Here is a 24,325-nt window from a genome sequence, read left to right as displayed (position 1 = left end):
GCTCGGGGGCCGCTCCATATGTAGCCGGTGTTACTTCGCCGCTTTGGTGCTCATCTGTTCCGCGATCTGGCCGGCTCCGTCAGCGATGTCCGTACCGCAGGCCTCTACCTCGATGACCACATCCGATACCGCCCTCAGCACATGTTGGCAGGCCTTCCCGCTGCCGTCGGTCTCAGTGCGTACCTGGGCGATCTTGGGAGAAGCCCCGGTCACATCCCCGAAGGTCCATTCGCTGGTTTTGGTCGAACTGGTGAACTTGACGGTCTGGTTAGCGCAGGTCGCCCATTTGTCTGCGGACGCCTGTACGAATGCCCGAGCTTTCTCGGCCGACGGGAAGGTAGCTGCGGCTTCGATCACTCGGTGCGCCGGGTTCTCGCCTTGGGTGCGCAGGACCTGGCTGCGCACCTCGGTAGGGGCATGGGGCCGATACACCGATTCCTGGAATGGTTCGTAGGCCCCCAGGCACGCCGGATCCGAGAGCGTCCCCTGCGGGCTGCGCAGCTGGTCGCCATGCGCAGAGACCATCATGTTCTGGTCTCCGAGAATTTGTCCGACTTCTGCGGCGCCGAGCAGCATCGGTTCGATGCGGGATGAGGCCGCCGGAGCCGCCGGAGCCGTGGAGCCACCCGGCTTGGCCGCCGGTTTCCGGTTGCCGCCCTGAGTGGCGAACACCGCGATCAACGCGACCGCGACGACGACAGCCAAGACGGCACCGCCGATGACGAGCAGCCGCTTGTTCGACTGGCCATTGGCCCCGCTTGGCGCGACTTGCGCCGGTGACGGCCGAGACTGGGTGCTGGGTGCGGGCGCCGCCTCGGCTGCCGGCACCGGAGCCGGTTGCGGTTTGGCTTGCGGTGTTGACGATGCGCCGGCCGGACCCGCTTCCACGGCGCCGATTTCAGCGAGCACATTGTCGATTTCGGTGCGGGTGCGGTATGTGACGTCGTGTCGCATCCGCAGCATGCGCAGCAGCTGGGCGATGTCGCTGCGAGCGCTCGGATCGTCGCCGTCCTCGTCGAGCCCGGATCGCAGCTCGACCAGCAGCTGGAGCTGCTGCTGGGGGCTGAGCTCCTTTTCGGCCAGGGTGTCGCCGAGCCGCATCAGGTAACCGAAAGGTACGGGTGGTTCCTCGGGCAGCGGCGACGGCAGCGGCGGGGCCTTTTCGCGCAGCGCGTGAATTGCCGTCACCAATTGAATGCCGGCATCAACGGTCGGGTTCTGGTAGTTGATGATCTGCAACGTCGAGACGGGATTTACCCGCACACTGTCGACCGGCCCGACCTGTACCGGAAGGATCGGCCGTTGCAGAGCTTGCGCGTAGCGCAATTCGGCCTGGCTGGGCTTGGACTGCAGCCAGTGATTCGACAGCGCGACGATGAACACGTCAGATGCGCGAATCTGCTCCAGGATCTTGTTCCACCAAGCGTCACCGCCGCCCAGCTCTTGATCGAACCAAACTTGTTGCTGGGCACGCCGAAGCGCCGTCGTCAGGGCTTCCAGCGACGACCGGTCTTGGCTCGAGTAGCTGATAAATATGGCCATAGCAGTCTCCGATTGAGGGGGCGCGGGGAGCTAACACGGCGAATCCGTCAAGCGACGGTAGCGCATGGCATTGAGCACAGCAATCTGGCTTTGGCAAACGTGCGCTGCATCATGACGCCGGTTGGCGCCGATGGGTACTACTATCCGGTCCCTTGTGGGCTTCCTCATCCGCCGGCGGACTAAGTTCGACGTAGCGGCGGGCGAACTCGTCCCCGGGAACTGGCCATTGCTCGCCGTCACTGCCGCGTACCACCCAGTCTCCGTCCGCGGCGGTCGTCGGCCCTTCCAGGGTGTTGATCGTCTCGCCCGGGTGCGCGGGCCGACCCTGCACCTGCCCCTTCCTGCGCCATTGTCCGTCGCCGACGTCCTCGTAGGTGGCCCGGAAGATGTCGTCGCGCACCGACCAGGTCTTACCGTCGGCGTGGACGGCCCAGTCTCCCGCGGCCGCGCGCATGGTCTGTCCCGAATCCGACTTCCAGGTCCACGGGCTGCTCCGCTGCTCAGCGGTGACCGTCCCGACACGAGTGAAAGATCGCCACAGCGGGCGTGACCGGTAGCCCAGCTGGCGCAGGCTCCACAGGGTGGCCGCCAGGCTGCGCACCGCGGCGTTGAGCAGGTCGGGGTTGCTTTCCACCTCCGACCAGTCGACCAGCTTGTCGTGGATTCGGCGGGAATCGTCGCGGGGGGTTCCGTACTTCCAACCATTGCGACGGTAGTAGCGACACCAGTCCTCGTGTTCTGCCTTGGCCATGCTCAGCGCCGAGTGGCGGTCGAAGCCCATCAGGGCGAGCTGTTCCAGCGGCGGCAGATCGGCCATGTCCCGGCCGGACAGCGGGGCCGGCGGGCTGCCCCAGGTGTTCCAGGTATGTCCGGCGAGCCGTTCGACCATCCATAGCGCGTTGCGCACCTGGCGCCGGTTGGACCCGCGATAGAACTCGTCGAGTTGGGCCCACGGCATCACCGCCGGGGATCTCGGCGCGTTCGGGTCGATGGTGGCGACATAGCGCTCGTGGATCAGCCTCGCCGCGCGTTCCCAGGCGTCCTGTACCTGACCCTGGCGGGTGTCCAGCGCCAGGCTGTAGGTCTGCAGCAGGCCGACGATCTGCGAGGAATCGTCGGTGCCCCGGGCGTTGGGGTCCCAGGCGTAGACGGGCATCGCGGGCAGGCGGGCGCCCAGCCTGGTTCCGGTGGCCGCGGAATGTGTGTCGACCAGAATCACTGCGCACGTTGCCGGGTCGGCGTCACCGATCAGACGCAGCAGAGTCGGGACCGTCGGCGCCTCGGGCACCGCGTCGATCGTCGGGCCGTCGGACAAGAAGCCGGCCTGCTGGCGGTAGAACTGGTGGTCTTTGAGGTAGTCCTCAGCGTCTCGTTCCACCAGCGTGAGCGCCGGCAGGGGTGGCACCCCGGGCGGAGTGTAGAAGTCGCGTTCGAGGGCTCGCCGGGTCAGGTCGGCGCACAGTGCCAGCGTCAATTGTGAAGTGCCGCAGATAAATACGCGTTGTATGTTGGGCGTCGCGATGATGCCGTCGAGTAGTCGGCCGGCGGTGACCTCGTATCGGCCGACCACGTCGGCGGCCCATCTGGTGTCGGAGCCGCCGAACTGCTGGGCCCGCCACGCCTCGGCCAGCCACGGGTCGTCGATGCGAACGATGAGCGGCAACCGCTGCTTGTCGCCGATCTCGGCGAGCCGACGACCGATCAGGTCCAGCCACATCAGGTTGGTCGCCGGATCGGGCGACATCAGATAGAGCCGCCCCAGATGGCGCCACAGTCGCAGCGACACCAGGGTGGACGGGGCGTTGAGGTCGACCAGCACCACCCGGGCGCCCAGCCTGCGGACCCGCTGCACCCGCTCGTCGCCGGCGTTGGTGATCACCACCAGGGTGCTGCGCCGGTCCAGCGTCCGCGCGATTGCGCTGACCATCGATTCGGTGTCGTCGTCGACACCCACGATCGCGGTGACCGAGTCGGCGAGATTGGCCCGCAGCCGGTCTACCTGGGAGCGGAAGACGCCGACCACGACGCCGCCCAAGCCGGTGAAGATCGCCGACAGCGCCGCTATGCGGGCCAGTTCCAGGCCGACGGGCGTGGGATTGGGGCAGGTGCGCCCGCTGAGCGAGGTGTCCCCGGTGCTGCCTTTGACCAGTTGGGCGGTCCACATCAGCGGGGTGAAGACAGCCGGATGGTTGGCGTCATGACAGCCCCAGTACGAACTGAGGCCCAACACGGCGCTCATCGTGATGAGCAATGCAATCACGGTGAACGAAACACCCACCAGCCGGTGGCTGCTGTTTCCCCGGAAGTTCAGCACCGAGACCGCGATCAAAACCGACACCACGACCGCGATGGTCGCCATCGATCCCGGGCGGCCGAACCAGCTCAGCCATGACGGCAGCACATCGAGAATCGCTGGTTGCAGGGCTACCGCGGCGAGATACCCGATCAACAGCACCCCGATGACCGACACCACCCAGCGAGCCACCGGCGAGGGTGTCCTGCTGCGCGCCATCCGCCGGCTCCTTTCATTCGGGTCATTCGCGTATTGGCTGCTCGGACGTCGAACAGTACACGCAGAACCAGCGGCCGAAGGCAACAAATGGGCCGGTTACCTTCAGCGGGTCAAGCGCCGTCAGCCGACGAATCTGGACAAGCGCGCCGACAGATGCGGTACCAACCCGCCGTCGGCGTCCACCCGCTCCTCGACATAGGCAAGGTCGCCGCCTTCGACGATGCCGTAGAGCCGCTTGGCCCCGCCTACCAGCACGCCGGAGCGGCTCCGGGCCAACGCGTCGGTGACCAACTCCCAGGACGACTGGGTACGCGGGCGGCCGTAGAACAACTCGACGTAACCGGCGGAGTGCGCCAGGAGCAGCTCGATCGCCTGCGACTCGCTCGGGTCGTCGGGATCGCTGACGAATCGCCAGAAACCTGTCTCACGCAGGCCAGGTTGGTGGTACTCGCCGGTGTCGGTGAGGCGCCAGGACCGGGCTTCCCAATTCAAATAGTCTCCGCCGTCGTGGGAGACGACGATCTGCTGGCCGAAGCGGTAGTCCCCGTCATGCGCGCGGCCCTCGCCTTCGCCGCGCCACACACCGACCAGCGGCAGCAGTGCCAGCAGTGCGTCGTGCAAGCTGGCGCCTTGGCGCAGGTTCGCGGTGTCAGCGGGTAGCGGCAAATCATCGAAGGCGGGAATGTTGCGGACCGCGGTCAGCTTGGCGCGTTCGGCGGCTTGAAAAATTCCAGCGACGCCACGGTCGCCGGAGCCCGCAACCGCACCCGGCCCGTCATGGCCGTCGTCTGAGGTCACGACTCGTCGGTGATCAGCCGATACAGCGCATACAGCGCGAACCAGGAGATGACCACTGTCGCCAGGATCAGCATGATCTCGAAGAACAGCACCACGTGGATGAGTCTATCCGGGATCAGCCTGGCCGGCCGTCAGGCGATCTTGACGTCGACCTCGTGAATGCCCGCGCCAGACGGTCTGACCACCGCGTCACCATTGCCGACTTTCGACAGCGCGCGCACCGTCCAGGACCCCGGCGCGGCGAAGAACCGGAAGTCACCGGTGGCCGACGCGACCACCTCAGCCGTGAACTCATCGGACGAGTCCAGCAGTCGGACGAAGGCACCGCCCACCGCTTGGCCGTCGCGGTCCACGACACGACCGGTGATCACTGTTTCCTTCTCCAGGTCGACACTGGCAGGCAGCGTCAGTCCTTGCTTCGGCGCAGTGCACATATCAGTTTCCCAACTCGATCGGGGCACCCACCAGGGAGCCGTATTCGGTCCAACTGCCGTCGTAGTTCTGGACGTTCTTGTGCCCGAGCAATTCGTGCAAGACAAACCAGGTATGCGAGGACCGCTCCCCGATTCGGCAGTACGCGATCGTTTCTTTCGCGCCGTCCAGGCCGGCATCGGCGTACAACTGGGCCAGCTGCTCGTCGGACTTGAAGGTGCCGTCCTCGTTGGCGGCCTTGCTCCACGGCACGTTGATCGCCCCGGGAATATGGCCGGGCCGCTGGCTTTGTTCCTGCGGCAAATGCGCCGGCGCCAGGATCTTCCCGGAAAATTCGTCAGGGGATCGCACGTCGACCAGGTTCTTGACGCCGATGGCCGCGATCACCTCGTCGCGGAATGCGCGGATGGCGTTGTCCGGCGGGGCCGCGCTGTAGGAGGTCGCGGGCCTAGTGACGGCGTCGGTGGACAGCGGGCGGCCGTCGAGTTCCCACTTCTTGCGGCCGCCGTCGAGGAGCTTGACCTGCTCGTGGCCGTACAGCTTGAAATACCAGTAGGCGTAGGCGGCGAACCAGTTGTTGTTGCCGCCGTAGAGGATCACGGTGTCGTCGTTGGAGATGCCGCGGTCGCTGAGCAATTTCGAGAATTGCTGGGCGTCGACGAAGTCGCGCTTGACGGGGTCCTGCAGATCGGTGCGCCAGTCCAGCTTGATGGCGCCGGGGATGTGGCCGTCGTCGTATGCGCTGGTGTCCTCGTCGACTTCGACGAAGACGATGTTGGCCGCTTCCGGATTGCTGAGATTGCTCTCAGCCCAGTCGGCAGAGACCAGGACGTCGGAGCGTGCCATGGTGGGGATCCTTTCGATTTGCATCAGATAAACAGCAGTTAGGCGGGAATGGCGCCGCGCCGCAGGCGGGCTAGCAGCGGGTAAAGCTGGCAGCCCAGGCAGATGCCGAAGGCCGCGTTCAGGAAGGCGGCCGCCAGCGCGAACGAAGTCGCAACGACGCCCACCACGACAGGGCCGACAGCGAAGCCGATGATGCCGCAGATAGCGAACACAAATCCGACCAGTTGGGCAAACTTCAGCGGTGGCGCGGGTTCTCGTTCTCGCACCGGTCCCAGGCGGGGCGACACAAACGTCGAGAACAGCAGCCCATAGGGATGCCGGAGAGACCCGAATGCGGCACCGACAGCGAACACGACCGCCTGGATGCTCAAGGCGACTGCGGCAGCTGCCGGACTGAAAGTGGAAATGATCAGGACGAGCCCCAGGACCCCCGTCGTCAGCCACGCGGCGAATCGCGGCCCGCGGACGTCCACACCCACTTGGGCGGGGGTGGTATTACTCGACACGAATTACTCCTGGATACGCCGATTGCACGGAAAGGTGGGAGATACGCCGCGGTGGGTCTCCGAGGCTGCTCCGAGCGCTGCGTGGACGACGCGGCTACTCAGCAGCTACAGCAACAGCAACAACAACAACAGCCCGTGATGCGGCACAGATCAACTGCGCGTCGCTTGGTGAGCTTGAGCTCGAGGCGGGCTGACACGTCGGTCAGCTTACCCAATGACGTAGTGATCAAGCCAACAGTGTCGTCGGGGCCGGGGCTGCCGGCATTGAGCTGCCGTGGGGCGTCGATCCGGTGGTCATGACTGCCTGAATCCGGTGAGCGCAACGGTCACGTCGTAGGTGATGCCTTCGATGATGACGTCCGATCCGCGTGCGCCCACAGTGTTCGGCGCCACCCCAAACGGCAGCTTCTGGTTGGGCAGCCTGCTACTGAAGGCGTGCAGTACCGCCTCCCTTTTATCGTCCGGAACGGGCTGGTCCGCGGTGTCCGGGCCGGTCACCACCCCTGTCGGGGTGATCACCAAGGTCTCCTGGCTGTGGGGATCGATGGACAGATCCACCGCGACGCTGACCCGACGATCGAAGTTGGCCGACTTCGGTGTTCCGCTGAAAACGAGCCCATGACTGCCCGATATCCCCGATTCGGTGGTGCCGCCGGTGGCATCGTTGCTCTCCTGGGGAGGCGCCTGCACCATCAGATCGGCCATTCCCAGGTAGCGGCCCAGGTGCATGGAGTCGATGATGATGCGGCTTTCCAGCTCGTGCACCGACAACCTCGCGTCGGGCTGTATCAGCCAGGACGCGTGAGACAGATCGATGGAGTGCATGGTGGCTTCGAGCGTGGCTGTGCCCACCGTCGAGTGCTCGATGGCGTACGCCTTGATCTCCAGCTCGCCGTAGCGATCTCGCATCGCTTGCGGGATGAACGGAAAGCCGAGGATGGCGACGAAGGGATCAGAGCTCAGGTTTGCTGCCCTGCGCACGCTGGTCGACAGCCGATATTCGGCGTAAATGCTGGCGCCGAAGTCGACGCCGACAGCGCCGAGGACGACGACGGCCACGGCGGCGACACCGATCAGCACCTTGCGCATCCGCATATTGTGGCCTATCGCCCCCGCGCTATCCGATCGTCTGGCCGAGCTCCCGGGCGTCGCCGTCCACGGCGTTTCTTGGCCGACCGTGTCTGGAGTTGCCCATTTTAGTCGCAGCGTGTGGACGGCATCTGAATTTTGACCCGCTGGCGGCAGGCCCGAATCCGCGGTTGAACCCGGGTGCAGTGCCCGGGTTTCCAGGTGCCGCCGACACAGCGGTCACATGTGCCTCTGGATCCGCCGGTACCCAATGTGCCCGGCTTGGAGCGACAACCGCCGACGCGCGCTCGGCTGCGCCACCGCTGTCGCTGAGAGCTGGGCACAACGGGTATCCCTCCCCGGCTGGGACAGAAGGGGCGAATGTGACATGACGCCGCGCCCGGGGCCAGTTTCGCAGGCCGCGCCCTCGGGCTGGGTCGGATGCGCCCGGCTCCTCAGCAGGCAAAGCCTGCCTCGTCGCCGGGCTGGGTCGGATGGGCCCGGCTCCTCGGCAGGCAAAGCCTGCCTCGTCGCCGGGCTGGGTCGGATGCGCCCGGCTCCTCAGCAGGCAAAGCCTGCCTCGTCGCCGGGCCAAAGACCAGGTGGCAGGTTATCGTTAGACGATCTGGCCGCTAAAGTTCACCGGTTGCGCTGAATCAGGGAGATGCCTTCCCCCGACGCTGGAGGGGATCGTTGGAATTACTACTACTGACCTTGGAGCTGTATCCCGACCCAGTCCTGCCGTCGCTGTCGCTGCTTCCGCATAATGTGCGGACGGCCCCGCCAGAGGCTTCGTCGCTTCTGGAGGCCGGTAACGCGGATGCGGTGCTTGTCGACGCGCGCAACGACCTCTCGGCCGCCCGCGGTCTGTGCCGTCTGCTGAGCACTGCGGGCCGGTCCGCGCCGGTATTGGCCGTGGTAACCGAGGGCGGGCTGGTGGCAGTCAGCGCTGACTGGGGGCTGGACGAGATCCTGCTTCCCAGTACCGGGCCGGCCGAGATCGACGCCCGACTGCGCCTGGTGGTTGGCCGGCGCGGCAGTCTGTCCGACCAGGAAGGCGTCGGCAAGGTCAGCCTGGGGGAGCTGGTGATCGACGAAGGCACCTACACCGCGCGACTGCGCGGCCGACCGCTCGACCTCACCTACAAGGAATTCGAACTACTGAAATACCTCGCCCAGCATGCCGGACGGGTCTTCACGCGTGCGCAGCTACTCCACGAGGTATGGGGATACGACTTCTTCGGCGGCACCCGCACGGTCGATGTGCACGTCCGGCGATTGCGCGCCAAACTTGGCCCCGAGCACGAAGCCCTGATCGGCACCGTCCGCAACGTCGGTTACAAGGCGGTGCGGCCTGCGCGGGGCCGTACCGCAGTCGCTGAGCCCGACGACGACGACGAAGGATCGGGGCCCGACTCCGCAGATTTCCAGGACCCGCTGGTCGACCCGCTGCGCAGTCAGTGACGCCGGGGGAGTGGCGCTCGGCGCTGACAGCCGATCAGCAGCAGGAAGTACGTGAAATAATTTCGGCGGCAACGGAATTCGACGGCGTGGCCCCGTTGGGCGAGCAGGTGTTGCGAGAATTGGGACAGCGGCGCACGCACCATTTGGTTGCCACCGATTCTCGAGCGGGCAACGCGATCGTCGGCTATCTCAACCTCAGCCCGGCGCGCGATGCCGATTCCGCGATGGCCGAGTTGGTCGTGCACCCGCAATCCCGGCGTCGCGGTGTCGGCACCGCCCTGGTGCGCGCCGCGCTGACAAAAACCCATGGGAAAAACCAATTCTGGGCGCACGGCACCCTGCAAGCCGCCCGGGCCACGGCCGCCGCGCTGGGTCTGGCCCCGGTGCGCGAACTGGTGCAGATGCGCCGCTCGTTGCGCGATATCCCCGAGCCGACAATCCCCGACGGGCTGCGGATCCGCAGCTACGCCGGCCCGACCGATGACGCCGAACTGCTTCGGGTCAACAACGCGGCGTTCTCATGCCACCCGGAGCAGGGTGGCTGGACCCAACTACAGCTGGCCGAGCGGCGCGGCGAACCTTGGTTTGATCCGGCGGGCCTCTTCCTGGCGTTCGACGCTTCCCCAGGCCACGAGGCCAAGCTGCTGGGTTTCCACTGGACCAAGATTCACCACGACCAGCCTGGCCTTGGCGAGGTCTACGTTCTCGGCGTCGATCCGGCAGCGCAAGGGCGTGGGCTCGGCAAGACGCTGACGTTGATCGGTCTCAGCTCGTTGGCGCGGCGGCTGGCCGGCGTGAGCCCTGCCGAAGAACCCACCGTGATGCTGTATGTGGAGTCGGACAACGTCGCCGCCATGCGGACCTATCACAGCCTCGGATTTGTCATCCATAGCGTCGACACGGCCTACGCGCAGGCGGGTTCAGATCCGGCACTCGGCTGACGATCGCCAACCGGCAAGTTCCGGCACCACGCATAGTTAATGGTTGACTTGGCAATTCGTCCTGAAGACGGCCGTGCAGCGCCGCAATCGTCGAAAATGCATTCAGGGAGCGAGATCGATGAGGCTCGACACGGTGGGCAGGGCATTAGCGGCGGCGGTGGCGATGATCACCGCTTGCGGTGGGACCCTCACCGCATGCGGTAGCGATCAAAACCTCGGTGGTTCGTCGGCGAATGGCTCCGAAGCGCCGCTGCCAAAGGCCGACTGCAGCGGCCGAGACGCACTGACGGCCGAGGGGTCGACCGCCCAGCAGAATGCCATGGCGTTGTTCAACCAGGTATGGGGCCAGGCGTGTCCGGGCAAGAAAGTGTCCTACAACCCGACCGGGTCAGGCGCCGGTCGCGAGCAGTTCATCGCCGGTCACGTCGACTTCGCGGGATCGGACTCGCCACTGGTCGCCGAACAGATCGGTCCCGCGGCCAACCGCTGCAAAGGAAACCCGGCCTGGGACCTGCCGCTGGTATTCGGGCCAATTGCGTTGGTGTACAACCTCGCTGAGGTAAAGACCCTGGTCCTCGACGCCGATGCGATGGCCAAGATCTTCAGCGGCTCCATCCGGACGTGGAACGACCCGATCCTTACGGCCCTCAATCCTGGTGTGGCGCTTCCAAATACCAAAATCATCCCGGTGTACCGGAAGGATTCGTCGGGCACCACGGACAACTTTCAGAAGTATCTGACCGCCGCCGCGCCACAAAGCTGGAGCCGAGGTGTCGGCGGCGAGTTTCACGGCGGTGTCGGGGAAGGCGTCGAAAGGTCGGCCGGTGTAATCCAAGCCGTACAGGTCACGCCAGGTTCGATCGGCTATGTCGAGAAAGGTTTCGCTGACCGCGCCGGTACACCGTTCGCCCAGATTGACACCGGCAACGGCGTCGTACCGCTCACCGAGGAAACGGCTCGCAAGGCTATCGGCTCCGTCACGTTTGCGGCCAACGGAAACGACCTCGTTCTGGAGCTGAATTCGATCTTCGCCATCCAGGACCCGGGTGCCTACCCGTTGGTACTGGCGACCTACGAAATTGTGTGCTCGAAGGGATACCCGCCCGACATCGGTGCCGCGGTCAAGGCGTTTCTCACCACTGCCGTCAACAACGGTCAGACCGGCCTTCCGTCGGCCGGCTACGTTCCGGTGCCAGATAAAGTGAAAGAACGCCTGGTCACCGCCATAAACGCCCTGCAGTGACTGCTTGACCACGAACGACGCTGATGAAAGATGAGCCGACAAGCACCGCAGTGACCGGATCGACGGGATCGCAGTGACAGTGCCAAACCCAGCCGAGGCGGGTGCAATCGTCGCTGCGCCTTTTCCGGAGTCGCCGGCCACCTCCATCAACCCGTGGGGCAACGGCAAACCGAGTCTGGGGGACCGGCTGTTTCGCCGGCTATCGCAGGGTTCCGGCGTCTTGATCACCGTTCTGATCGCCGCGATCGGCGCATTTCTGCTGTGGCGTGCGATACCGGCACTGGCGCGCAACAAAGAAAACTTCTTGACCTACAGCGGAACCTGGAAGACCGCCGACCCGTCGGCGATGCACTTCGGAATCCTCGATCTGTTGCGAGTGACCACGTTCGTATCGCTGTTCGCTCTGGCGCTGGCCATGCCCGTCGCGCTGGGGGTGGCCATCTTCCTGACGCAGTATGCGCCGCGACGGTTCGCCGCGCCGCTGGCCCACCTGGTCGATCTGCTGGCCGCGGTGCCGTCGATCATCTACGGCGTGTGGGGCTTGCACGTGCTGGCGCCACGCCTGCGGCCGGTCGCGACCTGGCTCAACCACACCCTGGGTCACTGTTTCCTGTTCGCCCGCGGCAATACATCAATTGGGGGCGGGGGCAACGTCTTCACCGGTGGCATCGTCCTGGCGGTGATGATCCTGCCGATCATCACCGCGGTCACGCGCGAAGTGTTCGCCCAGACCCCGCACGGCCAGATAGAGGCTGCGCTAGCGCTCGGCGGCACCCGCTGGGAGGTCGTCACGACAACCGTGTTGCCGTTCGGACGGTCCGGATACATCAGCGGCGCGATGCTGGGTCTGGGACGGGCGCTGGGGGAAACGGTCGCGTTGTTGATCATCTTGCACGGCACCCAGCAAGCCTTCGGCTGGTCGCTGTTCGATGGTGGTTCGACTTTCGCCACCAAGATCGCCGCCGCCGCATCGGACCTCCACAACCCCTACCAAGCCGGTGCCTACCTGGCCGCGGGACTGATGCTCTACCTGCTCACCTTCGTGGTCAACGCCGCGGCACGCACGGCCCTGGCCGGAGCGGGACAGGCCACCCGATGACCTCGATGCTGGACCGGCCCGTCAAAGCGCGCGCACTGCCCCCGCTTGGCCGGCGCCGTCGAGTCACCAACACCGTGGCCGCCGTGCTGGTGACGTTGTCGATGGCGATCGCGCTGACGCCCCTGGCCGGGGTCCTGTGCTCGGTGCTGGTCAACGGCCTGCGGACGGTCATGTCGAGCACCTGGTGGACGCATTCACAGGCGGGGATGACGTCGTTGAAAGCCGGCGGTGGCGCTTACCACGCGATCGTCGGCACTGTCTTGCAGGGTCTGGTGTGTGCGGTGATATCCATCCCGATCGGCGTCCTGGTGGCCATCTATCTGGTCGAATACGGCGGCGCCAGCGCGCTGCGCAGGGTGGTCACCTTTATGGTGGACATCCTGACCGGCGTGCCGTCGATCGTGGCGGCCCTGTTCATGTATGCGCTGTGGGTCGCGGTCCTGGGCTTCCCCCGCTCCCAGTTCGCGGTGTCGCTGGCGCTGGTGTTGTTGATGCTCCCGGTGATCGTTCGGGCGACCGAAGAGATGCTGCGCATCGTTCCGGTAGATCTGCGGGAGGCCAGCTACGCGCTGGGAGCGCCCAAGTGGAAGACCATCGCCTGGATCGTGATCCCGACCGGGTTATCGGGCATCGTGACCGGTATCCTGCTGGCCTTGGCCAGGGTGATGGGTGAGACGGCGCCGCTGCTGATCCTGGTCGGTTATGCACAGGCAATGAACTTCGACATATTCAGCGGGTTCATGGGGTCGCTGCCGGGCATGATGTATGACCAGGCGACGACAGGCGCCGGCATCAGCCCGGTCCCCACAGAGCGGCTGTGGGGCGCCGCGCTGACACTGATGTTGCTGATCGCGATGATAAATATCGGCGCCAGGGTGGTCGCCGCCATCCTCGTCCCCAAGAAGTCTTAGGCAGGAGCACTCGGTGGCCAAACGGTTGGACCTCAAGGACGTCAACATCTACTACGGATCGTTTCAGGCCGTCGCCGATGTGTCCTTGTCGATTCTGCCTCGCAGCGTGACGGCATTCATCGGCCCCTCGGGGTGCGGCAAGACCACGGTGTTGCGCACGCTGAACCGGATGCATGAAGTGGTCCCCGGCGGGCGCGTCGAAGGCACCGTGCTGCTCGACGACGAAAACATCTACGGGCCCGGCATCGACCCGGTCGGGGTGCGGCGGGCGATCGGGATGGTTTTCCAGCGGCCCAACCCGTTCCCCGCGATGTCGATTCGCGACAACGTGGTCGCCGGCCTGAAGTTGCAGGGCCTGCGCAACCGCAAGGTGCTCGACGAAACCGCCGAATATTCGCTGCGCGGCGCCAACCTATGGGACGAGGTCAAAGACAGGCTCGACAAGCCCGGCGGCGGATTATCCGGCGGGCAGCAACAGCGGTTGTGTATCGCGCGGGCCATCGCGGTCCAGCCCGACGTGTTGCTGATGGATGAGCCGTGCTCGGCGCTGGATCCCATCTCCACGATGGCGATCGAAGACCTGATCAGTGAATTGAAGCAGGACTACACCATCGTCATCGTCACGCATAACATGCAGCAGGCCGCCCGGGTGAGCGATCAGACGGCGTTCTTCAATCTGGAGTCCGTGGGCAAGCCGGGGCGCCTGATAGAAATCGACGACACCGAGAAGATCTTCTCCAACCCGAGCCAGAAATCCACCGAGGACTACATCTCCGGTCGATTCGGCTAGCGCGGTCGAATTAGCGCGAGTGTGGCGTCGTTTCGTCTTCGGGAAACCTCCCGGTCGCCTGGAAGATCACGCGTCGCGCCACTTCGACGGCGTGGTCGGCGAAGCGTTCGTAGAAGCGGCCCAGCAGCGTCACGTCGACCGCTGCTGCCACGCCGTGCTTCCATTCCCGGTCCATCAGCACGCTGAACAAATGCCGGTGCAGATCGTCCATCGCGTCGTCTTCCTCGCGGATCCGGGCCGCTTTCTCCGGGTCGCGGGACAACACGACCTCCTGCGCGCTGTTGCCCAATTCGACTGCCACTCTGCCCATTTCGGCAAAATACCCTTTGACCTCTTCGGGTAACGCATGCTGCGGATGCCGCCGGCGGGCGATCTTGGCGACGTGCAGGGCAAGTGCGCCCATCCGGTCGATATCGGCCACCATCTGGATCGCGCTCACGATTGCTCGCAGGTCACCGGCGACCGGGGCCTGCAGGGCCAGCAGGACGAACGCGCTTTCCTCGGCCCGGGCGCTCAGCGTTGCGATCTTTTCGTGGTCGGAGATCACCTGTTCGGCCAACACCAGATCGGCTTGCAGCAAGGCTTGGGTTGCCCGCTCCATGGCGATGCCTGCCAGCCCGCACATCTCACCGAGCCGCTCGGATAATTCCGAGAGTTGCTCGTGGTAAGCGGTTCGCATGTGATAAAGCCTACGTTCTCGGCGGTGGATACGCCGTGAAGCGCTTACTCGCAAGTGGTGTCGGCGGCGTTGGTGACCGTCAGATCCTCGGGTAGCTTGGTCGGCGGGGTGCTGGAATTGCGGCTGATCTGCATGCTGACCGACGAGCCGCTGGGCGGCGGGGTGGTCACCGAACTGAAATCCGGGCCGAGGACTACCTGAACCACCTGTCCGATCCCGGTGACCCGCTCGACTTTCGAATTGCCGAACGCCGCGGCCACGGTTGCGGCGGCCTGCTCATTGCCCGGGGAAAAGAACACCGTGGTGGCCTTCAACGAACTCGGGTAGTCGTCCGGCGTCATCACGTTGAAGCCGTTTCGCTTGAGCTGGTTGGCGGCGGTGGTCGCCAGGCCGGCGGTGCTGGTTCCGTTGGACACCTGCACCGTGATTTCCTGCGGCGACGTGGTGATCACCTGTTCGCGCTGGACTTCGCCGGCGCTGTTCGGCGGGGGCGCCTTCTTCGTGGTGGTCGGCGCCGTCGTCGGCGAGTTCCCCAGCGTCTGGGCGTTGTGGTCGTTCTCCAGCGGCAGCGGATCGTCGTTGATGATCGCGGCGAACAGCGCTTTCATGTCGGCCGTCCGGGGCGGCTCGTCGCCGTTCTGGTCCGTCACGCCGGTCGGCACGGTGACGAACGTGACGTGGCCAGCCGCCATATGCTGCAACGATTGGCCCAGCTGTACCAGGTCTTTGGTCTTGACGTTGTCGACGTAGCTGTTGCCGATGAACATGTTGACGACGTTGTTGAGCTTGTTGAGGTTCATCAACGTGTCCTCGGAGATCAGCGAACGCAGCAGTGACGACAAGAACAATTGCTGACGTTTGATGCGACCGTAGTCGCCGTTGCTCTCGGTGGTGACTTGGCGGGCTCGCACATAATTCAACGCGGTCGGCCCGTCGATGACCTGACGTCCGGCGTGTTCGAGCACCGTGCCCAATTCATAGTCGCGCAGCGCAGTGGTGCTGCACACTTCGACGCCGCCGAGGGCTTCGACCATTCGCGCGAAACCGACGAAGTCGATGGCGATGAAGCGGTTGATGCTCAGGCCGGACAGCTTCTGGATGACCTTCACCAGGCACTTCGGGCCGCCAAAAGAAAACGCCGAGTTCAGCTTCGTCTCGGTGTAGACCATCCGGGGACCCCAGATCCCCTTCTTCTCGTCGTAGATGGGGCCGTACTTGCCGGTGTCGGGGTTCCATGCCTCGCACTGGATGGGGGTGATCGCCAGGTCGCGGGGGAACGACACCGCTACCACCCGCTTCCGGTTCGCCGGGATGTTGACCAGCATCACGGTGTCCGACCGGGCACCGCCGGCGTCCTCGGTGTCACCAGCACCGATCTCGGAATTCGCGCCGGCGCGCGAGTCCATGCCGACGATCAGGAAGTTTTCGTCGCCGTACTGCCCGTTGGGGTCGACGATGTCGCCGGAGTTCAGGTCGAGCGCGCTTACCGTGTTCAGCCGCTCGTTTTTCGATGCGCTCCACTGCCAGGCCCCGCCGGTCAGGACCAGCGCCAGCACGGCGAACATGGCCGCCAGTGACCGCCCGGCCAACAGGATCGGCCGCCGGCGCGAACGCGGTTTCTTCGTCCGGTTCTCCCGGCTCTTCGGGGTCTTTAAGCGCCTAACGACAGGCGCCCGCGACGACGCGGCCGACTCGCCCTCGGGCGGCTCGGTTGCGGCGGTTTCCGGTGCGAAGCCGGCCGACCCGAGGTCGGGCAGCTCGGAGAGGAGTTCTGATGAGTAGGCCGGAGTGGCGATGACCTGGGTGTCCAGTTGGTCCGCGTCGTCGTCGGGGATCTCCACGTCCATCTGGGATGGTTGCGGTGGTTCCGCGATGGGATCGGGGTCCGGCGCGCTGTGGCGATGAGTGGGACGGGCGGGCGCAGGTGCGCCGAGTTTGGCGATCAGGTCGGCGACGCTGACTCCGCCGTTGACGTGACAGCCGACCTGTGCGGGCTCTGCGTGGCCCGGACCGTGATGTCCGGCCGCAGCGCCAGATGACACCCCCGACCAGCGGAGCAAGCTGTCCTCGGGCGGCGGCGCGAACAACCGCTCCCACGGCGCGGCGCCTGGTGTCGCCGGCGGGTTCAGGGTGACCCGTTGGGCGTCGTTGCGGGAGCCGGACACGCGCCGAAGGTCAGGAGTGGCGTCTTTGTCGCCGTCACTCATGTCCTATCGGCCTCCGAAAAATATGATCCGGACATCAGGTTGTCCGTGCGCACACGTCGGCGCAGCGCCGAGCCGATCGGCGCCGCGCCATGCATAAAGCCCACATCGTACTGACTTGTGGTCGCAGGCGCGATCTCGGAAGAGTTTCGGTTCAACCACCAGAATGCATGACGTCGGCTCCGTCGGGCACCCGGCAGTCGTCGGCGTCGTCCAGCCAGCCGTCGGGAAGGGCCACCCGGGCGGGTGAACCCTGCCGGCCCCGCGGGCCGTTGCCGGCACTCGGGAACTCGACGCTGCCGTCCAACCGGTTCAGCAGGTCGTCGAGTTCGCTCAACGTTTTGACTAGCGCTAACGCTCGCCGGACGTCCGATCCGGCCGGGAACCCATGCAGGTACCAGGCGATGTGCTTGCGGATATCGCGCATGCCCTTGTCCTCACCGAAGTGTGCCGCCAGTAGGGCACCGTGGCGGCGGATGACGTCGGCGACCTCACCGAGCGTCGGCGGGGTGGGAGCCGGGCGGCCGGTAAAGGCGGCCGACAACTCGGCGAACAGCCAAGGTCGGCCCAGGCAACCGCGGCCGATGACGACGCCGTCACAGCCGGTGCTGGCCATCATGGCCAGCGCGTCGCTGGCGTCGTAGATGTCGCCGTTGCCCAGCACCGGAATGGTCGTGACCTGCTGCTTGAGCCGGGCGATCTGGTCCCAGTCGGCGGTGCCGGAGTAACGCTGCGCGGCCGTCCGGGCGTGCAGGGCGACCGCGGCGGCGCCCTCGGCTTCCGCGATGCGGCCGGCGTCCAGATGGGTGTGGTGGGCGTCGTCGATGCCGATGCGGAACTTGACCGTCACCGGTATCCCGGTGTCTTCGGTGGCGCGCACGGCGGCGGCGACGATTCGGCCGAACAGCCGTCGCTTGAACGGCAGGGCCGCCCCACCGCCGCGCTTGGTCACCTTGGGCACCGGGCAACCGAAGTTCATGTCGATGTGGTCGGCCAGGCCTTCGTCGGCGATCATCCGCGCGGCCGCGTAGGTGGTGTCCGGGTCGACGGTGTAGAGCTGCAGCGAGCGGGGCGATTCGTCCGGGGCGAACGTCGTCATGTGCATGGTGACCGGATGCCGCTCGACCAGCGCGCGGGCGGTCACCATTTCGCAGACGTAGAGTCCGCTGACCGTGCCGACCTTGGATTGCTCTAGTTCACGGCACAGGGTGCGGAACGCGACATTCGTCACACCGGCCATCGGCGCCAGCACAACCGGGCTGGCAACCTCGATTGAGCCGATACGCAACGGCCGACTACCGCCCGGTCATCTTCAGCGTGCCCTTGGTGGTGAGCACCTTCCTGGCGGTGATGCGCTCATCCATGCGGGCCTGGCGCGCGAGGTAGCGCTGCTTGGACGCCTCGAACTTGTCGCACTCCGCCTCGAGTTCCTCCATCAGCAAGGCGAGGTCGTCGCGCATGCGTGCGGCTTCGCCGGTGAAATCCTCACGCTCGAAGATGCGCCACTTCTTCAGCACCGGCTTGACGACCTCTTCGAGGTGGATGCGAATGTCATACACACCGCCGACGGCGATGATGACCGCCTTACGGCGGAATTCGGGCACCAGGAACCCAGGCATCTTGAAGTGCCGCAATATCAGATGCAGTGACTTCATTGCCTGGTTGGGCGCCAGGTCAAAAGCGGCCTCGCTGACGTCCCGGTAGAAGATCATGTGCAGGTTCTCGTCGGCCGAGATCTTGGCCATCAGCTGGTCGGCCACCATGTCGTTGCAGGCCTTACCGGTATTGCGGTGCGAAACCCGGGTCGCCAGCTCCTGGAAGCTCACGTAGATGACCGAGTCGGTGACGCTCTCGGCGAAATACTCACCCTGGTGGTTCTGGCCAGGACTGAAACCGCGGTTCACGACTTCCAGGCGAAGCTTCTCCAGCTCGACCGGGTCGACTGATCGAGTCACCACCAAGTAGTCGCGCAACGCGATGCCGTGCCGGTTCTCTTCGGCGGTCCAGCGGTTGACCCACTGGCCCCAGGCGCCGTCCATGCCCATGTTCATCGCGATCTCGCGGTGATAGGACGGCAGGTTGTCCTCGGTGACCAGGTTCTGCACCATCGCTACCTGGGCGACGTCGGAAAGCTTGCTTTGCTCGGGGTCCCATTCCTGGCCGCCGAGCGCGTAGTAGTTCTTCCCGTCGGACCACGGGATGTAGTCGTGCGGATTCCAGTTCTTGTGCATGCTGATATGCCGGTTGAGGTACTTCTCAACAAACGGTTCAAGTTCATGTAGCAGCTGTAGGTCCGTCAGCTGGGCTGACATGGCGCCCTCCAGTTATCTGTGTCTTTGGGTTGCACTCAATATATCTGTGCCCGACGGTATCAACAAGTTTGCGTGCGGCGTGCTGGGTTGCGATTCTGCGTCCGGCATCAATCGTGCGGCCTGGCCGCCGGCGGGTGCCCGGCTTGGGGCGCCGGGCGGTGCGGAACATGGCTGGCCGCCGCGCTGAGCAGCATGTCGACGCAGTAGTCGATGAATTGCTGGCGGGTGGCCCCCAGTTGACCATTCAGGTATGCGGTGAACAGGCCGGTCAGCGCCCCGATCAAGCTGGTGGCGACCAGTTTCTGCACAACCGGATCGGCAATGCGGGAGAGCTTGCGCTGCAGCAGCTCGATGAAATTGGGCATCCACTCCGCGCCGGAGCGGGTCAGTACGGGTTCCACCGTCGGCGCCAACAGCAGCACCCGCCCGCGCACCGGATCATCGACCATCAGGGCGACGAATCGTTCCACGGCTTCCCGGGCGGTATGGGCCGACATGAGCGTGGCCATGGCCCGGGTACAGACGTCGTCATACACCGCGCGCACGAAGTGGTCCCGGTCGGTGAAGCTTTCATAGAAGTAGCGCTCGGTCAGAGCCGCCTTGCGGCAGACCGCACGTACGGTCAGCGCCGGCCCGTCCTTCTCGCCGAGCAGCTGCACGCCGGCGGCGATCAGATTTTCCCGACGTACGGCGTGGCGATCTTCCAGCGGGACGCCGGTCCAGCGGCCTCGTTTTTGACCGGCCTGCACATCGCTCCTAAACTTCAAGTGACAACGCGTGTAGTCAGAATTGCTGACGTCGCCCTAACCACCGGGAAAGCACCAGTGACTCAAGATACGTCTGCTTCGTGCCCGCTGCCCAGCGCTAAGGTGCAACCCTCGACGGGCGCCGCTGCCGCTGCTGCGCCGAACGACTCGGTAGCCGGCGGTTGCCCGGTTTCGCCGCTGGGTTACGACGCGCCGCCGGTGCCGCTCGGCCCGGATTCGCTGACCTGGCGATACTTCGGCGACTGGCGCGGCATGCTGCAGGGTCCCTGGGCCGGGTCCATGCAGAACATGCATCCCCAGCTGGGGGCGGCGGTCGAGGAGCACTCGACGTTCTTTCGGGAGCGCTGGCCGCGGCTGTTGCGGTCGTTGTACCCGATCGGCGGCGTGGTTTTCGACGGCGACCGGGCTCCGGTCACCGGCGCCGAGGTCCGCGACTACCACGTGGACATCAAGGGCGTCGACGCGGCGGGGCGTCGCTACCACGCGTTGAACCCGGACGTCTTCTATTGGGCGCATGCCACCTTTTTCGTCGGAACCCTGCACGTCGCCGAGCGGTTCTGCGGCGGCCTGACCGAGGCGCAGAAGCGTCAGCTTTTCGACGAACACGTCCAGTGGTATCGGATGTACGGCATGAGCATGCGGCCCGTGCCGGCGTCCTGGGAGGAATTTCAGGTCTACTGGGACCACATGTGTCGCAACGTGCTGGAGAACAACTTTGCGGCGCGGGCCGTGCTGGATTTGACCGAGTTGCCCAAACCTCCCTTCGCCCAATGGATTCCGGACAGGTTGTGGGCGCTGCAGCGCAGCCTGTTGGCGCCGTTCTTCGTCTGGCTCACGGTCGGCCTCTACGACCCACCGGTGCGCGAACTGATGGGCTACCAGTGGTCGCGCCGGGATGAATGGCTACACCGGCGCTTCGGCGACCTTGTCCGTCTGGTCTTCGCCGCCGTGCCGCGCCGGTACCGGAAGCACCCGCGGGCGCGGGCCGGCTGGGACCGGGTCAGCGGACGGATCCCGGCCGACACCCCGCTGGTGCAGACTCCGGCGCGCAACCTGCCGCCCCTGGATGAGCGCGACAACCCGGCGCACTACTGCCCGAGGGTCTGAACCCTCGACTCAGCTGTGTGCATGGCTGTGCACCTCTTCAACGCCTTCGAGGCCTTCGAGGCCGCGCTGATGGACGTGCTCGTGGGTGTGCTGGGTCCCGTCGTCGTGTGAGTGCGGGTGCTCGTGGGTGACGTGCTCGTGCTCATGGCTGGTGTGCGCGTGGCTGTGGGTCAAGTCGCCGTGCTGGTGGTCGTGCGCGTGCGGCGCGTCATGGGTGTGGGTGGCTACCATAATCGTTACCTCCTCAATGTGAAATATGTTGTGGTGCTGAACGATTCGGTTATCCAGCATCTGGTGTCGCGGCGACTGCCTGCAGTCCGTCGCCGCGGTGGTGGCGGGGCACGCCGGGGCCGGCGTGCTCGGCGTTGAAGACGGCGTCGATGACGAGTTGGCGCACGTGGTCGTTTTCCAGGCTGTAGAAGATCGTCGTACCGTCGCGGCGGGTGCGCACCAAGCGCGCCATCCGCAGCTTGGCCAGATGCTGGGACACCGACGGCGCCGGCTTGCGTACGTGTTCGGCCAGCTCGTTGACCGACATCTCGCTAGTTGCCAGGGACCACAGAATCTGCACGCGGGTGGCGTCGGCGAGCATCCGGAACACCTCGACCACGAGGCCGGCCTGGTCGTCGGGCAACCTCGTTGGTTTGTTAGTTGCGTGCATAAGCAGATAGTAGTGAAGGTTGATGTGCTGTCAACAGGTGTCCAGGTCGGTGCCCGTCTAACCGCGTCTAGCCGGGCGGTACGGCGGTGGCCGTGCGTCGTCCGCCGTTGCGCTCCTGCCAGAACCGGTAGACGTCGACGGCGGCGGGGCTCGGCTCGTACCGCATCGGCAGCCGCCGGTCCCGCCAGTCTTTGGCGAATTCCTCATAGAAGGTGGCAAGTTCGAAGTATTTGCGATCGTCGACGTAATGCGGCTCGTAGGCGTCGCGCGTCGTCAGAAATACCACTTCGTCGGGCGAGCAGTAGTACAACGATCCGAGGCACATGGGGCACGGGTGCGCCAACACGTAGATAGTGGTACCCACCAGGTGCTCGGTACCCAGCTTGGTGCAGGCCTCGCGGATGGCAAGGATCTCGGCGTGGGCGGTGGGATCGTTGGTCTGCGCGACCTTGTTGGCGCTTTCGGCAAGGATCTCGCCGTCCTTGACGATGACCGTCGCAAAGGGGCGACCGCCCTCGGTGACGTTCTGGCGAGCGAGGTCGATGGTGCGTTGGGCGAAGTCGATCACGGTTGGTCAGAGTAGCCCGGCAGGCACCATCGAGCCTGTGATAGTAACTAGATTATCTATCTTTTTTCTGGTTCGACGAAGGGACGGCCATGGTGCGTACCGATCGTGATCGCTGGGACCTTGCGACGAGCGTCGGGGCAACGGCAACCATGGTGGCCGCTCAGCGCGCGCTGGCCGCTAGCCGCGAGTTTGCGTTGATTGACGACCCGTTCGCCGCGCCGTTGGTGCGAGCGGTCGGCATGGACGTCTATACCCGGATGGTGGACGGGCAGATTCCGGTCGAGGAGGATTCCGAGTTCGACCCCGAGCGGGTGGCCCGCGGGATGGCCTGCCGGACCAGGTTCTACGACCGGTTCTTCCTCGAGGCCGCGGGGAGCGGCATCGGCCAGGTGGTCATCCTGGCGTCCGGCCTGGATGCCCGCGCCTACCGGCTGCCGTGGCCCAAGGGCACCGTCGTCTACGAAGTCGACATGCCAGAGGTGATCGCGTTCAAGACGTCAACGCTGAACAGTCTTGGCGCCGAGCCCACCGCGCGGCGTCGCACCGTCGCGGTCGATTTGCGCGACAACTGGGCCGCCGCGCTGCAGGCGGCGGGATTCGACAGGCAGGTCCCCTCGGCCTGGAGCGCCGAAGGGTTGCTGGTCTACCTGCCCGAGGACGCGCAGGACGCCCTGTTCGACAACATCACCGGGTTGAGCGCCCCGGGCAGCCGGCTGGCGTTCGAGTTCGTGCCCGACACCGCGATTTTCGCCGACGAGCGGTGGCGCTCCCATCACGACCGGATGAGCGAACTCGGGTTCGACATCGACTTCAACGACCTGGTGTATCACGGCCAACGCAGCCCTGTCATCGAGCATCTATCTCGCCAGGGCTGGCAGACGTCGTCGCACACCGTCAAGGAACTCCACCAAGCCAATGGCTTCGAATATCCCGACGACGAACTCGCTATCGCGTTCGCCGACGTGACCTACACCAGTGCGGTGCTCGGGTGCTGAAGCAGTCGGCCCTCGCCGGACTGGTTTATTGGCGAAGCAGCTCGTCTTTGAGGCGGGCGGTGATCAGGTCCTGGAACACCTCGCGGGCGGGACCGTACAAGTCGGTCAAGGTGGACACGAGCGCGTCCCGGTTGTATTCCGGAATGGAGCCCCCCACCGGAGTCCAGAAGCTGTCGATGTCCATGAGGAAGAACGGACCGGTCTGCGGCGGCGTGATGCGGCGCAGGTGGTAGCTCGGATCCAGCGCCTGGCCCACACCGGGCCCGTACCGCAAGATCAGTGACTTGCCCGGTTGGGGTTCCCGGTAGACCGCGGCACCCTGCCACTCGGTCAGCGACAGGCCGCCCGGAGCGATGCGGTAGGGCCCGAGCAGTTGCTCGTCGATCCAGTTGCCCCAGTTGACCCGGCCGTCGACCCCAACCGGGACCCGGATCTCGAGAACGTATCGCAGACCGATGCGCTCTACTCCGACGATCGACGAAACCTGCGCGCGGGCGTCGGCGACCCGTAACACGAGGTCGCAAAAGGTCTCGAAGTCACGGTAAGCGCTGGTTTCGACGACGATGGCCTGGTTCTTCAGTGAGGCCGAAACGGTGTTGTCCCGGTTGCCGTAGCGGACGAAGCGGTCCGCGACGGGGGTCGGGGCGGCGCCGGGTGCCGTCACTCCCCAGCTCACGTCCTGCGCCTGGCGCTCGATCGGCAAGTCGTTGATGAGGAGGTGTTTGAGTTCCCGGCTGGTTGATTCGGTGAGGGAATCCGTTGCCGGGTGCCGGATTTCCATCGTCACCAGGGCGACGGGCGCGTTGGGTTGGATTCCATCCTGACTCATCTCGGGAAGCATAGCGGGAGCATAACCAAGCGGTCCCGGGCTTCAAACGCC

25 protein-coding genes are annotated in these 24,325 nt (G+C 65.3%); 8 read left to right on the top strand and 17 right to left on the bottom strand.

Features of this window, described 5'->3' with window-relative positions; translation table 11 throughout:
- Window positions 1-30: 30 nt before the first annotated feature.
- From EET03_RS23695 to lmeA, 8 genes are all read right to left on the bottom strand, one after another.
- A complete protein-coding gene (locus EET03_RS23695; RefSeq protein ID WP_099193768.1) occupies window positions 31-1,542 on the bottom strand; it encodes a sensor domain-containing protein in 1,512 nt (503 codons plus the stop codon).
- Window positions 1,543-1,651: 109 nt separating this feature from the next.
- Window positions 1,652-4,054: a hypothetical protein gene (locus EET03_RS23690; RefSeq protein WP_075542812.1), complete on the bottom strand. Its 2,403-nt coding sequence runs from the start codon at window positions 4,052-4,054 to the stop codon at window positions 1,652-1,654.
- A 120-nt stretch (window positions 4,055-4,174) separates the two neighbouring features.
- Window positions 4,175-4,852: a heme-binding beta-barrel domain-containing protein gene (locus tag EET03_RS23685; RefSeq protein WP_075542811.1), complete on the bottom strand. Its 678-nt coding sequence runs from the start codon at window positions 4,850-4,852 to the stop codon at window positions 4,175-4,177.
- Window positions 4,853-4,983: 131 nt separating this feature from the next.
- Entirely contained in the window at window positions 4,984-5,286 is a 303-nt protein-coding gene (locus tag EET03_RS23680) for a DUF1416 domain-containing protein (RefSeq protein WP_023367979.1), read from the bottom strand.
- A 1-nt stretch (window position 5,287) separates the two neighbouring features.
- A complete protein-coding gene (locus tag EET03_RS23675) occupies window positions 5,288-6,130 on the bottom strand; it encodes a sulfurtransferase (RefSeq protein ID WP_075542831.1) in 843 nt (280 codons plus the stop codon).
- A 38-nt stretch (window positions 6,131-6,168) separates the two neighbouring features.
- Window positions 6,169-6,636 (bottom strand): DUF4395 domain-containing protein, encoded by a 468-nt coding sequence (locus tag EET03_RS23670; protein WP_063473283.1) that lies wholly within the window; start codon window positions 6,634-6,636, stop codon window positions 6,169-6,171.
- Window positions 6,637-6,734: 98 nt separating this feature from the next.
- A complete protein-coding gene (locus tag EET03_RS33125; protein ID WP_425271556.1) occupies window positions 6,735-6,833 on the bottom strand; it encodes a putative leader peptide in 99 nt (32 codons plus the stop codon).
- 97 nt (window positions 6,834-6,930) lie between these two features.
- Window positions 6,931-7,731 carry a mannan chain length control protein LmeA gene (gene lmeA / locus EET03_RS23665; RefSeq protein ID WP_063473282.1) on the bottom strand — a complete coding sequence of 267 codons (801 nt, stop codon included), beginning with the start codon at window positions 7,729-7,731 and terminating at the stop codon, window positions 6,931-6,933.
- A 666-nt stretch (window positions 7,732-8,397) separates the two neighbouring features.
- On the opposite strand from lmeA, the gene EET03_RS23660 reads away from it, so the two are divergent.
- The 6 genes from EET03_RS23660 (at window position 8,398) to pstB (ending at window position 14,152) form a co-directional block, all read left to right on the top strand.
- Entirely contained in the window at window positions 8,398-9,168 is a 771-nt protein-coding gene (locus EET03_RS23660; RefSeq protein ID WP_075542809.1) for a winged helix-turn-helix transcriptional regulator, read from the top strand.
- Complete coding sequence (gene mshD / locus EET03_RS23655) at window positions 9,165-10,109, top strand: mycothiol synthase (RefSeq protein ID WP_075542808.1); 945 nt, start codon at window positions 9,165-9,167, stop codon at window positions 10,107-10,109. Before EET03_RS23660 ends, mshD begins: the two co-directional genes overlap by 4 nt.
- Window positions 10,110-10,227: 118 nt before the next feature.
- Window positions 10,228-11,352 carry a phosphate ABC transporter substrate-binding protein PstS gene (gene pstS / locus EET03_RS23650; protein WP_075542807.1) on the top strand — a complete coding sequence of 375 codons (1,125 nt, stop codon included), beginning with the start codon at window positions 10,228-10,230 and terminating at the stop codon, window positions 11,350-11,352.
- Window positions 11,353-11,425: 73 nt separating this feature from the next.
- Window positions 11,426-12,451: a phosphate ABC transporter permease subunit PstC gene (gene pstC / locus EET03_RS23645; protein ID WP_075542806.1), complete on the top strand. Its 1,026-nt coding sequence runs from the start codon at window positions 11,426-11,428 to the stop codon at window positions 12,449-12,451.
- Entirely contained in the window at window positions 12,448-13,362 is a 915-nt protein-coding gene (pstA, locus tag EET03_RS23640; protein ID WP_075542805.1) for a phosphate ABC transporter permease PstA, read from the top strand. The genes pstC and pstA overlap by 4 nt, the downstream gene beginning before the upstream one ends.
- Before the next feature lie 13 nt (window positions 13,363-13,375).
- Entirely contained in the window at window positions 13,376-14,152 is a 777-nt protein-coding gene (gene pstB, locus EET03_RS23635) for a phosphate ABC transporter ATP-binding protein PstB (protein ID WP_063473278.1), read from the top strand.
- Between the two features lie 10 nt (window positions 14,153-14,162).
- Here pstB and phoU read toward each other — a convergent pair whose 3' ends face one another.
- The 5 genes from phoU to EET03_RS23605 all read right to left on the bottom strand — a co-directional run bounded on the left by phoU (window position 14,163) and on the right by EET03_RS23605 (window position 20,096).
- Window positions 14,163-14,831 (bottom strand): phosphate signaling complex protein PhoU, encoded by a 669-nt coding sequence (phoU, locus tag EET03_RS23630; protein ID WP_023367957.1) that lies wholly within the window; start codon window positions 14,829-14,831, stop codon window positions 14,163-14,165.
- A 44-nt stretch (window positions 14,832-14,875) separates the two neighbouring features.
- The gene (locus EET03_RS23625) at window positions 14,876-17,038 is read right to left on the bottom strand and encodes an LCP family protein (protein WP_082274654.1); all 2,163 of its coding nucleotides are present in this window, start codon (window positions 17,036-17,038) and stop codon (window positions 14,876-14,878) included.
- A 151-nt stretch (window positions 17,039-17,189) separates the two neighbouring features.
- Window positions 17,190-18,323 carry a tRNA dihydrouridine synthase DusB gene (gene dusB, locus EET03_RS23615; protein WP_075542804.1) on the bottom strand — a complete coding sequence of 378 codons (1,134 nt, stop codon included), beginning with the start codon at window positions 18,321-18,323 and terminating at the stop codon, window positions 17,190-17,192.
- 7 nt (window positions 18,324-18,330) lie between these two features.
- Entirely contained in the window at window positions 18,331-19,347 is a 1,017-nt protein-coding gene (locus EET03_RS23610; protein WP_075542803.1) for an acyl-ACP desaturase, read from the bottom strand.
- A gap of 107 nt (window positions 19,348-19,454) precedes the next feature.
- Window positions 19,455-20,096 carry a TetR/AcrR family transcriptional regulator gene (locus EET03_RS23605; RefSeq protein WP_075542802.1) on the bottom strand — a complete coding sequence of 214 codons (642 nt, stop codon included), beginning with the start codon at window positions 20,094-20,096 and terminating at the stop codon, window positions 19,455-19,457.
- A gap of 75 nt (window positions 20,097-20,171) precedes the next feature.
- Here EET03_RS23605 and EET03_RS23600 point away from each other — a divergent pair, with 75 nt between their 5' ends.
- Complete coding sequence (locus EET03_RS23600) at window positions 20,172-21,221, top strand: oxygenase MpaB family protein (protein WP_075542801.1); 1,050 nt, start codon at window positions 20,172-20,174, stop codon at window positions 21,219-21,221.
- A gap of 9 nt (window positions 21,222-21,230) precedes the next feature.
- Here the strand turns inward: EET03_RS23600 and EET03_RS23595 are convergent, their stop codons facing one another.
- The 3 genes from EET03_RS23595 to EET03_RS23585 all read right to left on the bottom strand — a co-directional run bounded on the left by EET03_RS23595 (window position 21,231) and on the right by EET03_RS23585 (window position 22,450).
- Window positions 21,231-21,452, bottom strand: coding sequence for a zinc transporter Slc39a7 (locus EET03_RS23595; RefSeq protein ID WP_075542829.1), 222 nt, complete (start codon window positions 21,450-21,452; stop codon window positions 21,231-21,233).
- Window positions 21,453-21,501: 49 nt separating this feature from the next.
- Complete coding sequence (locus EET03_RS23590; protein ID WP_075542800.1) at window positions 21,502-21,882, bottom strand: ArsR/SmtB family transcription factor; 381 nt, start codon at window positions 21,880-21,882, stop codon at window positions 21,502-21,504.
- Between the two features lie 67 nt (window positions 21,883-21,949).
- Window positions 21,950-22,450: a nucleoside deaminase gene (locus tag EET03_RS23585; RefSeq protein ID WP_208649123.1), complete on the bottom strand. Its 501-nt coding sequence runs from the start codon at window positions 22,448-22,450 to the stop codon at window positions 21,950-21,952.
- Window positions 22,451-22,539: 89 nt separating this feature from the next.
- Here EET03_RS23585 and EET03_RS23580 point away from each other — a divergent pair, with 89 nt between their 5' ends.
- A complete protein-coding gene (locus EET03_RS23580) occupies window positions 22,540-23,445 on the top strand; it encodes a class I SAM-dependent methyltransferase (RefSeq protein WP_075542799.1) in 906 nt (301 codons plus the stop codon).
- A 25-nt stretch (window positions 23,446-23,470) separates the two neighbouring features.
- On the opposite strand, the gene EET03_RS23575 is transcribed toward EET03_RS23580, so the two are convergent.
- Window positions 23,471-24,286, bottom strand: a complete 816-nt coding sequence (locus tag EET03_RS23575) for a TIGR04255 family protein (protein ID WP_075542798.1) — start codon at window positions 24,284-24,286, stop codon at window positions 23,471-23,473.
- Window positions 24,287-24,325 lie beyond the last annotated feature (39 nt).

It is taken from the genome of Mycobacterium innocens (assembly GCF_900566055.1).
Classification (GTDB): domain Bacteria; phylum Actinomycetota; class Actinomycetes; order Mycobacteriales; family Mycobacteriaceae; genus Mycobacterium; species Mycobacterium innocens.
This window is presented reverse-complemented; position numbering and strand designations above follow the sequence as displayed.

Excerpts from the sequence above, each read along its gene's own strand:
- EET03_RS23590 (WP_075542800.1), bottom strand. The coding sequence starts at position 21,882 with ATGCACGCAACTAACAAACCAACGAGGTTGCCCGACGACCAGGCCGGC.
- EET03_RS23675 (WP_075542831.1), bottom strand. The coding sequence starts at position 6,130 with ATGGCACGCTCCGACGTCCTGGTCTCTGCCGACTGGGCTGAGAGCAAT.
- EET03_RS23690 (WP_075542812.1), bottom strand. The coding sequence starts at position 4,054 with ATGGCGCGCAGCAGGACACCCTCGCCGGTGGCTCGCTGGGTGGTGTCG.
- EET03_RS23610 (WP_075542803.1), bottom strand. The coding sequence starts at position 19,347 with ATGTCAGCCCAGCTGACGGACCTACAGCTGCTACATGAACTTGAACCG.
- EET03_RS23575 (WP_075542798.1), bottom strand. The coding sequence starts at position 24,286 with ATGCTTCCCGAGATGAGTCAGGATGGAATCCAACCCAACGCGCCCGTC.
- EET03_RS23625 (WP_082274654.1), bottom strand. The coding sequence starts at position 17,038 with ATGAGTGACGGCGACAAAGACGCCACTCCTGACCTTCGGCGCGTGTCC.
- phoU (WP_023367957.1), bottom strand. The coding sequence starts at position 14,831 with ATGCGAACCGCTTACCACGAGCAACTCTCGGAATTATCCGAGCGGCTC.
- EET03_RS23595 (WP_075542829.1), bottom strand. The coding sequence starts at position 21,452 with ATGGTAGCCACCCACACCCATGACGCGCCGCACGCGCACGACCACCAG.
- EET03_RS23680 (WP_023367979.1), bottom strand. The coding sequence starts at position 5,286 with ATGTGCACTGCGCCGAAGCAAGGACTGACGCTGCCTGCCAGTGTCGAC.
- pstS (WP_075542807.1), top strand. The coding sequence starts at position 10,228 with ATGAGGCTCGACACGGTGGGCAGGGCATTAGCGGCGGCGGTGGCGATG.
- EET03_RS23580 (WP_075542799.1), top strand. The coding sequence starts at position 22,540 with ATGGTGCGTACCGATCGTGATCGCTGGGACCTTGCGACGAGCGTCGGG.
- pstA (WP_075542805.1), top strand. The coding sequence starts at position 12,448 with ATGACCTCGATGCTGGACCGGCCCGTCAAAGCGCGCGCACTGCCCCCG.
- lmeA (WP_063473282.1), bottom strand. The coding sequence starts at position 7,731 with ATGCGGATGCGCAAGGTGCTGATCGGTGTCGCCGCCGTGGCCGTCGTC.
- EET03_RS23695 (WP_099193768.1), bottom strand. The coding sequence starts at position 1,542 with ATGGCCATATTTATCAGCTACTCGAGCCAAGACCGGTCGTCGCTGGAA.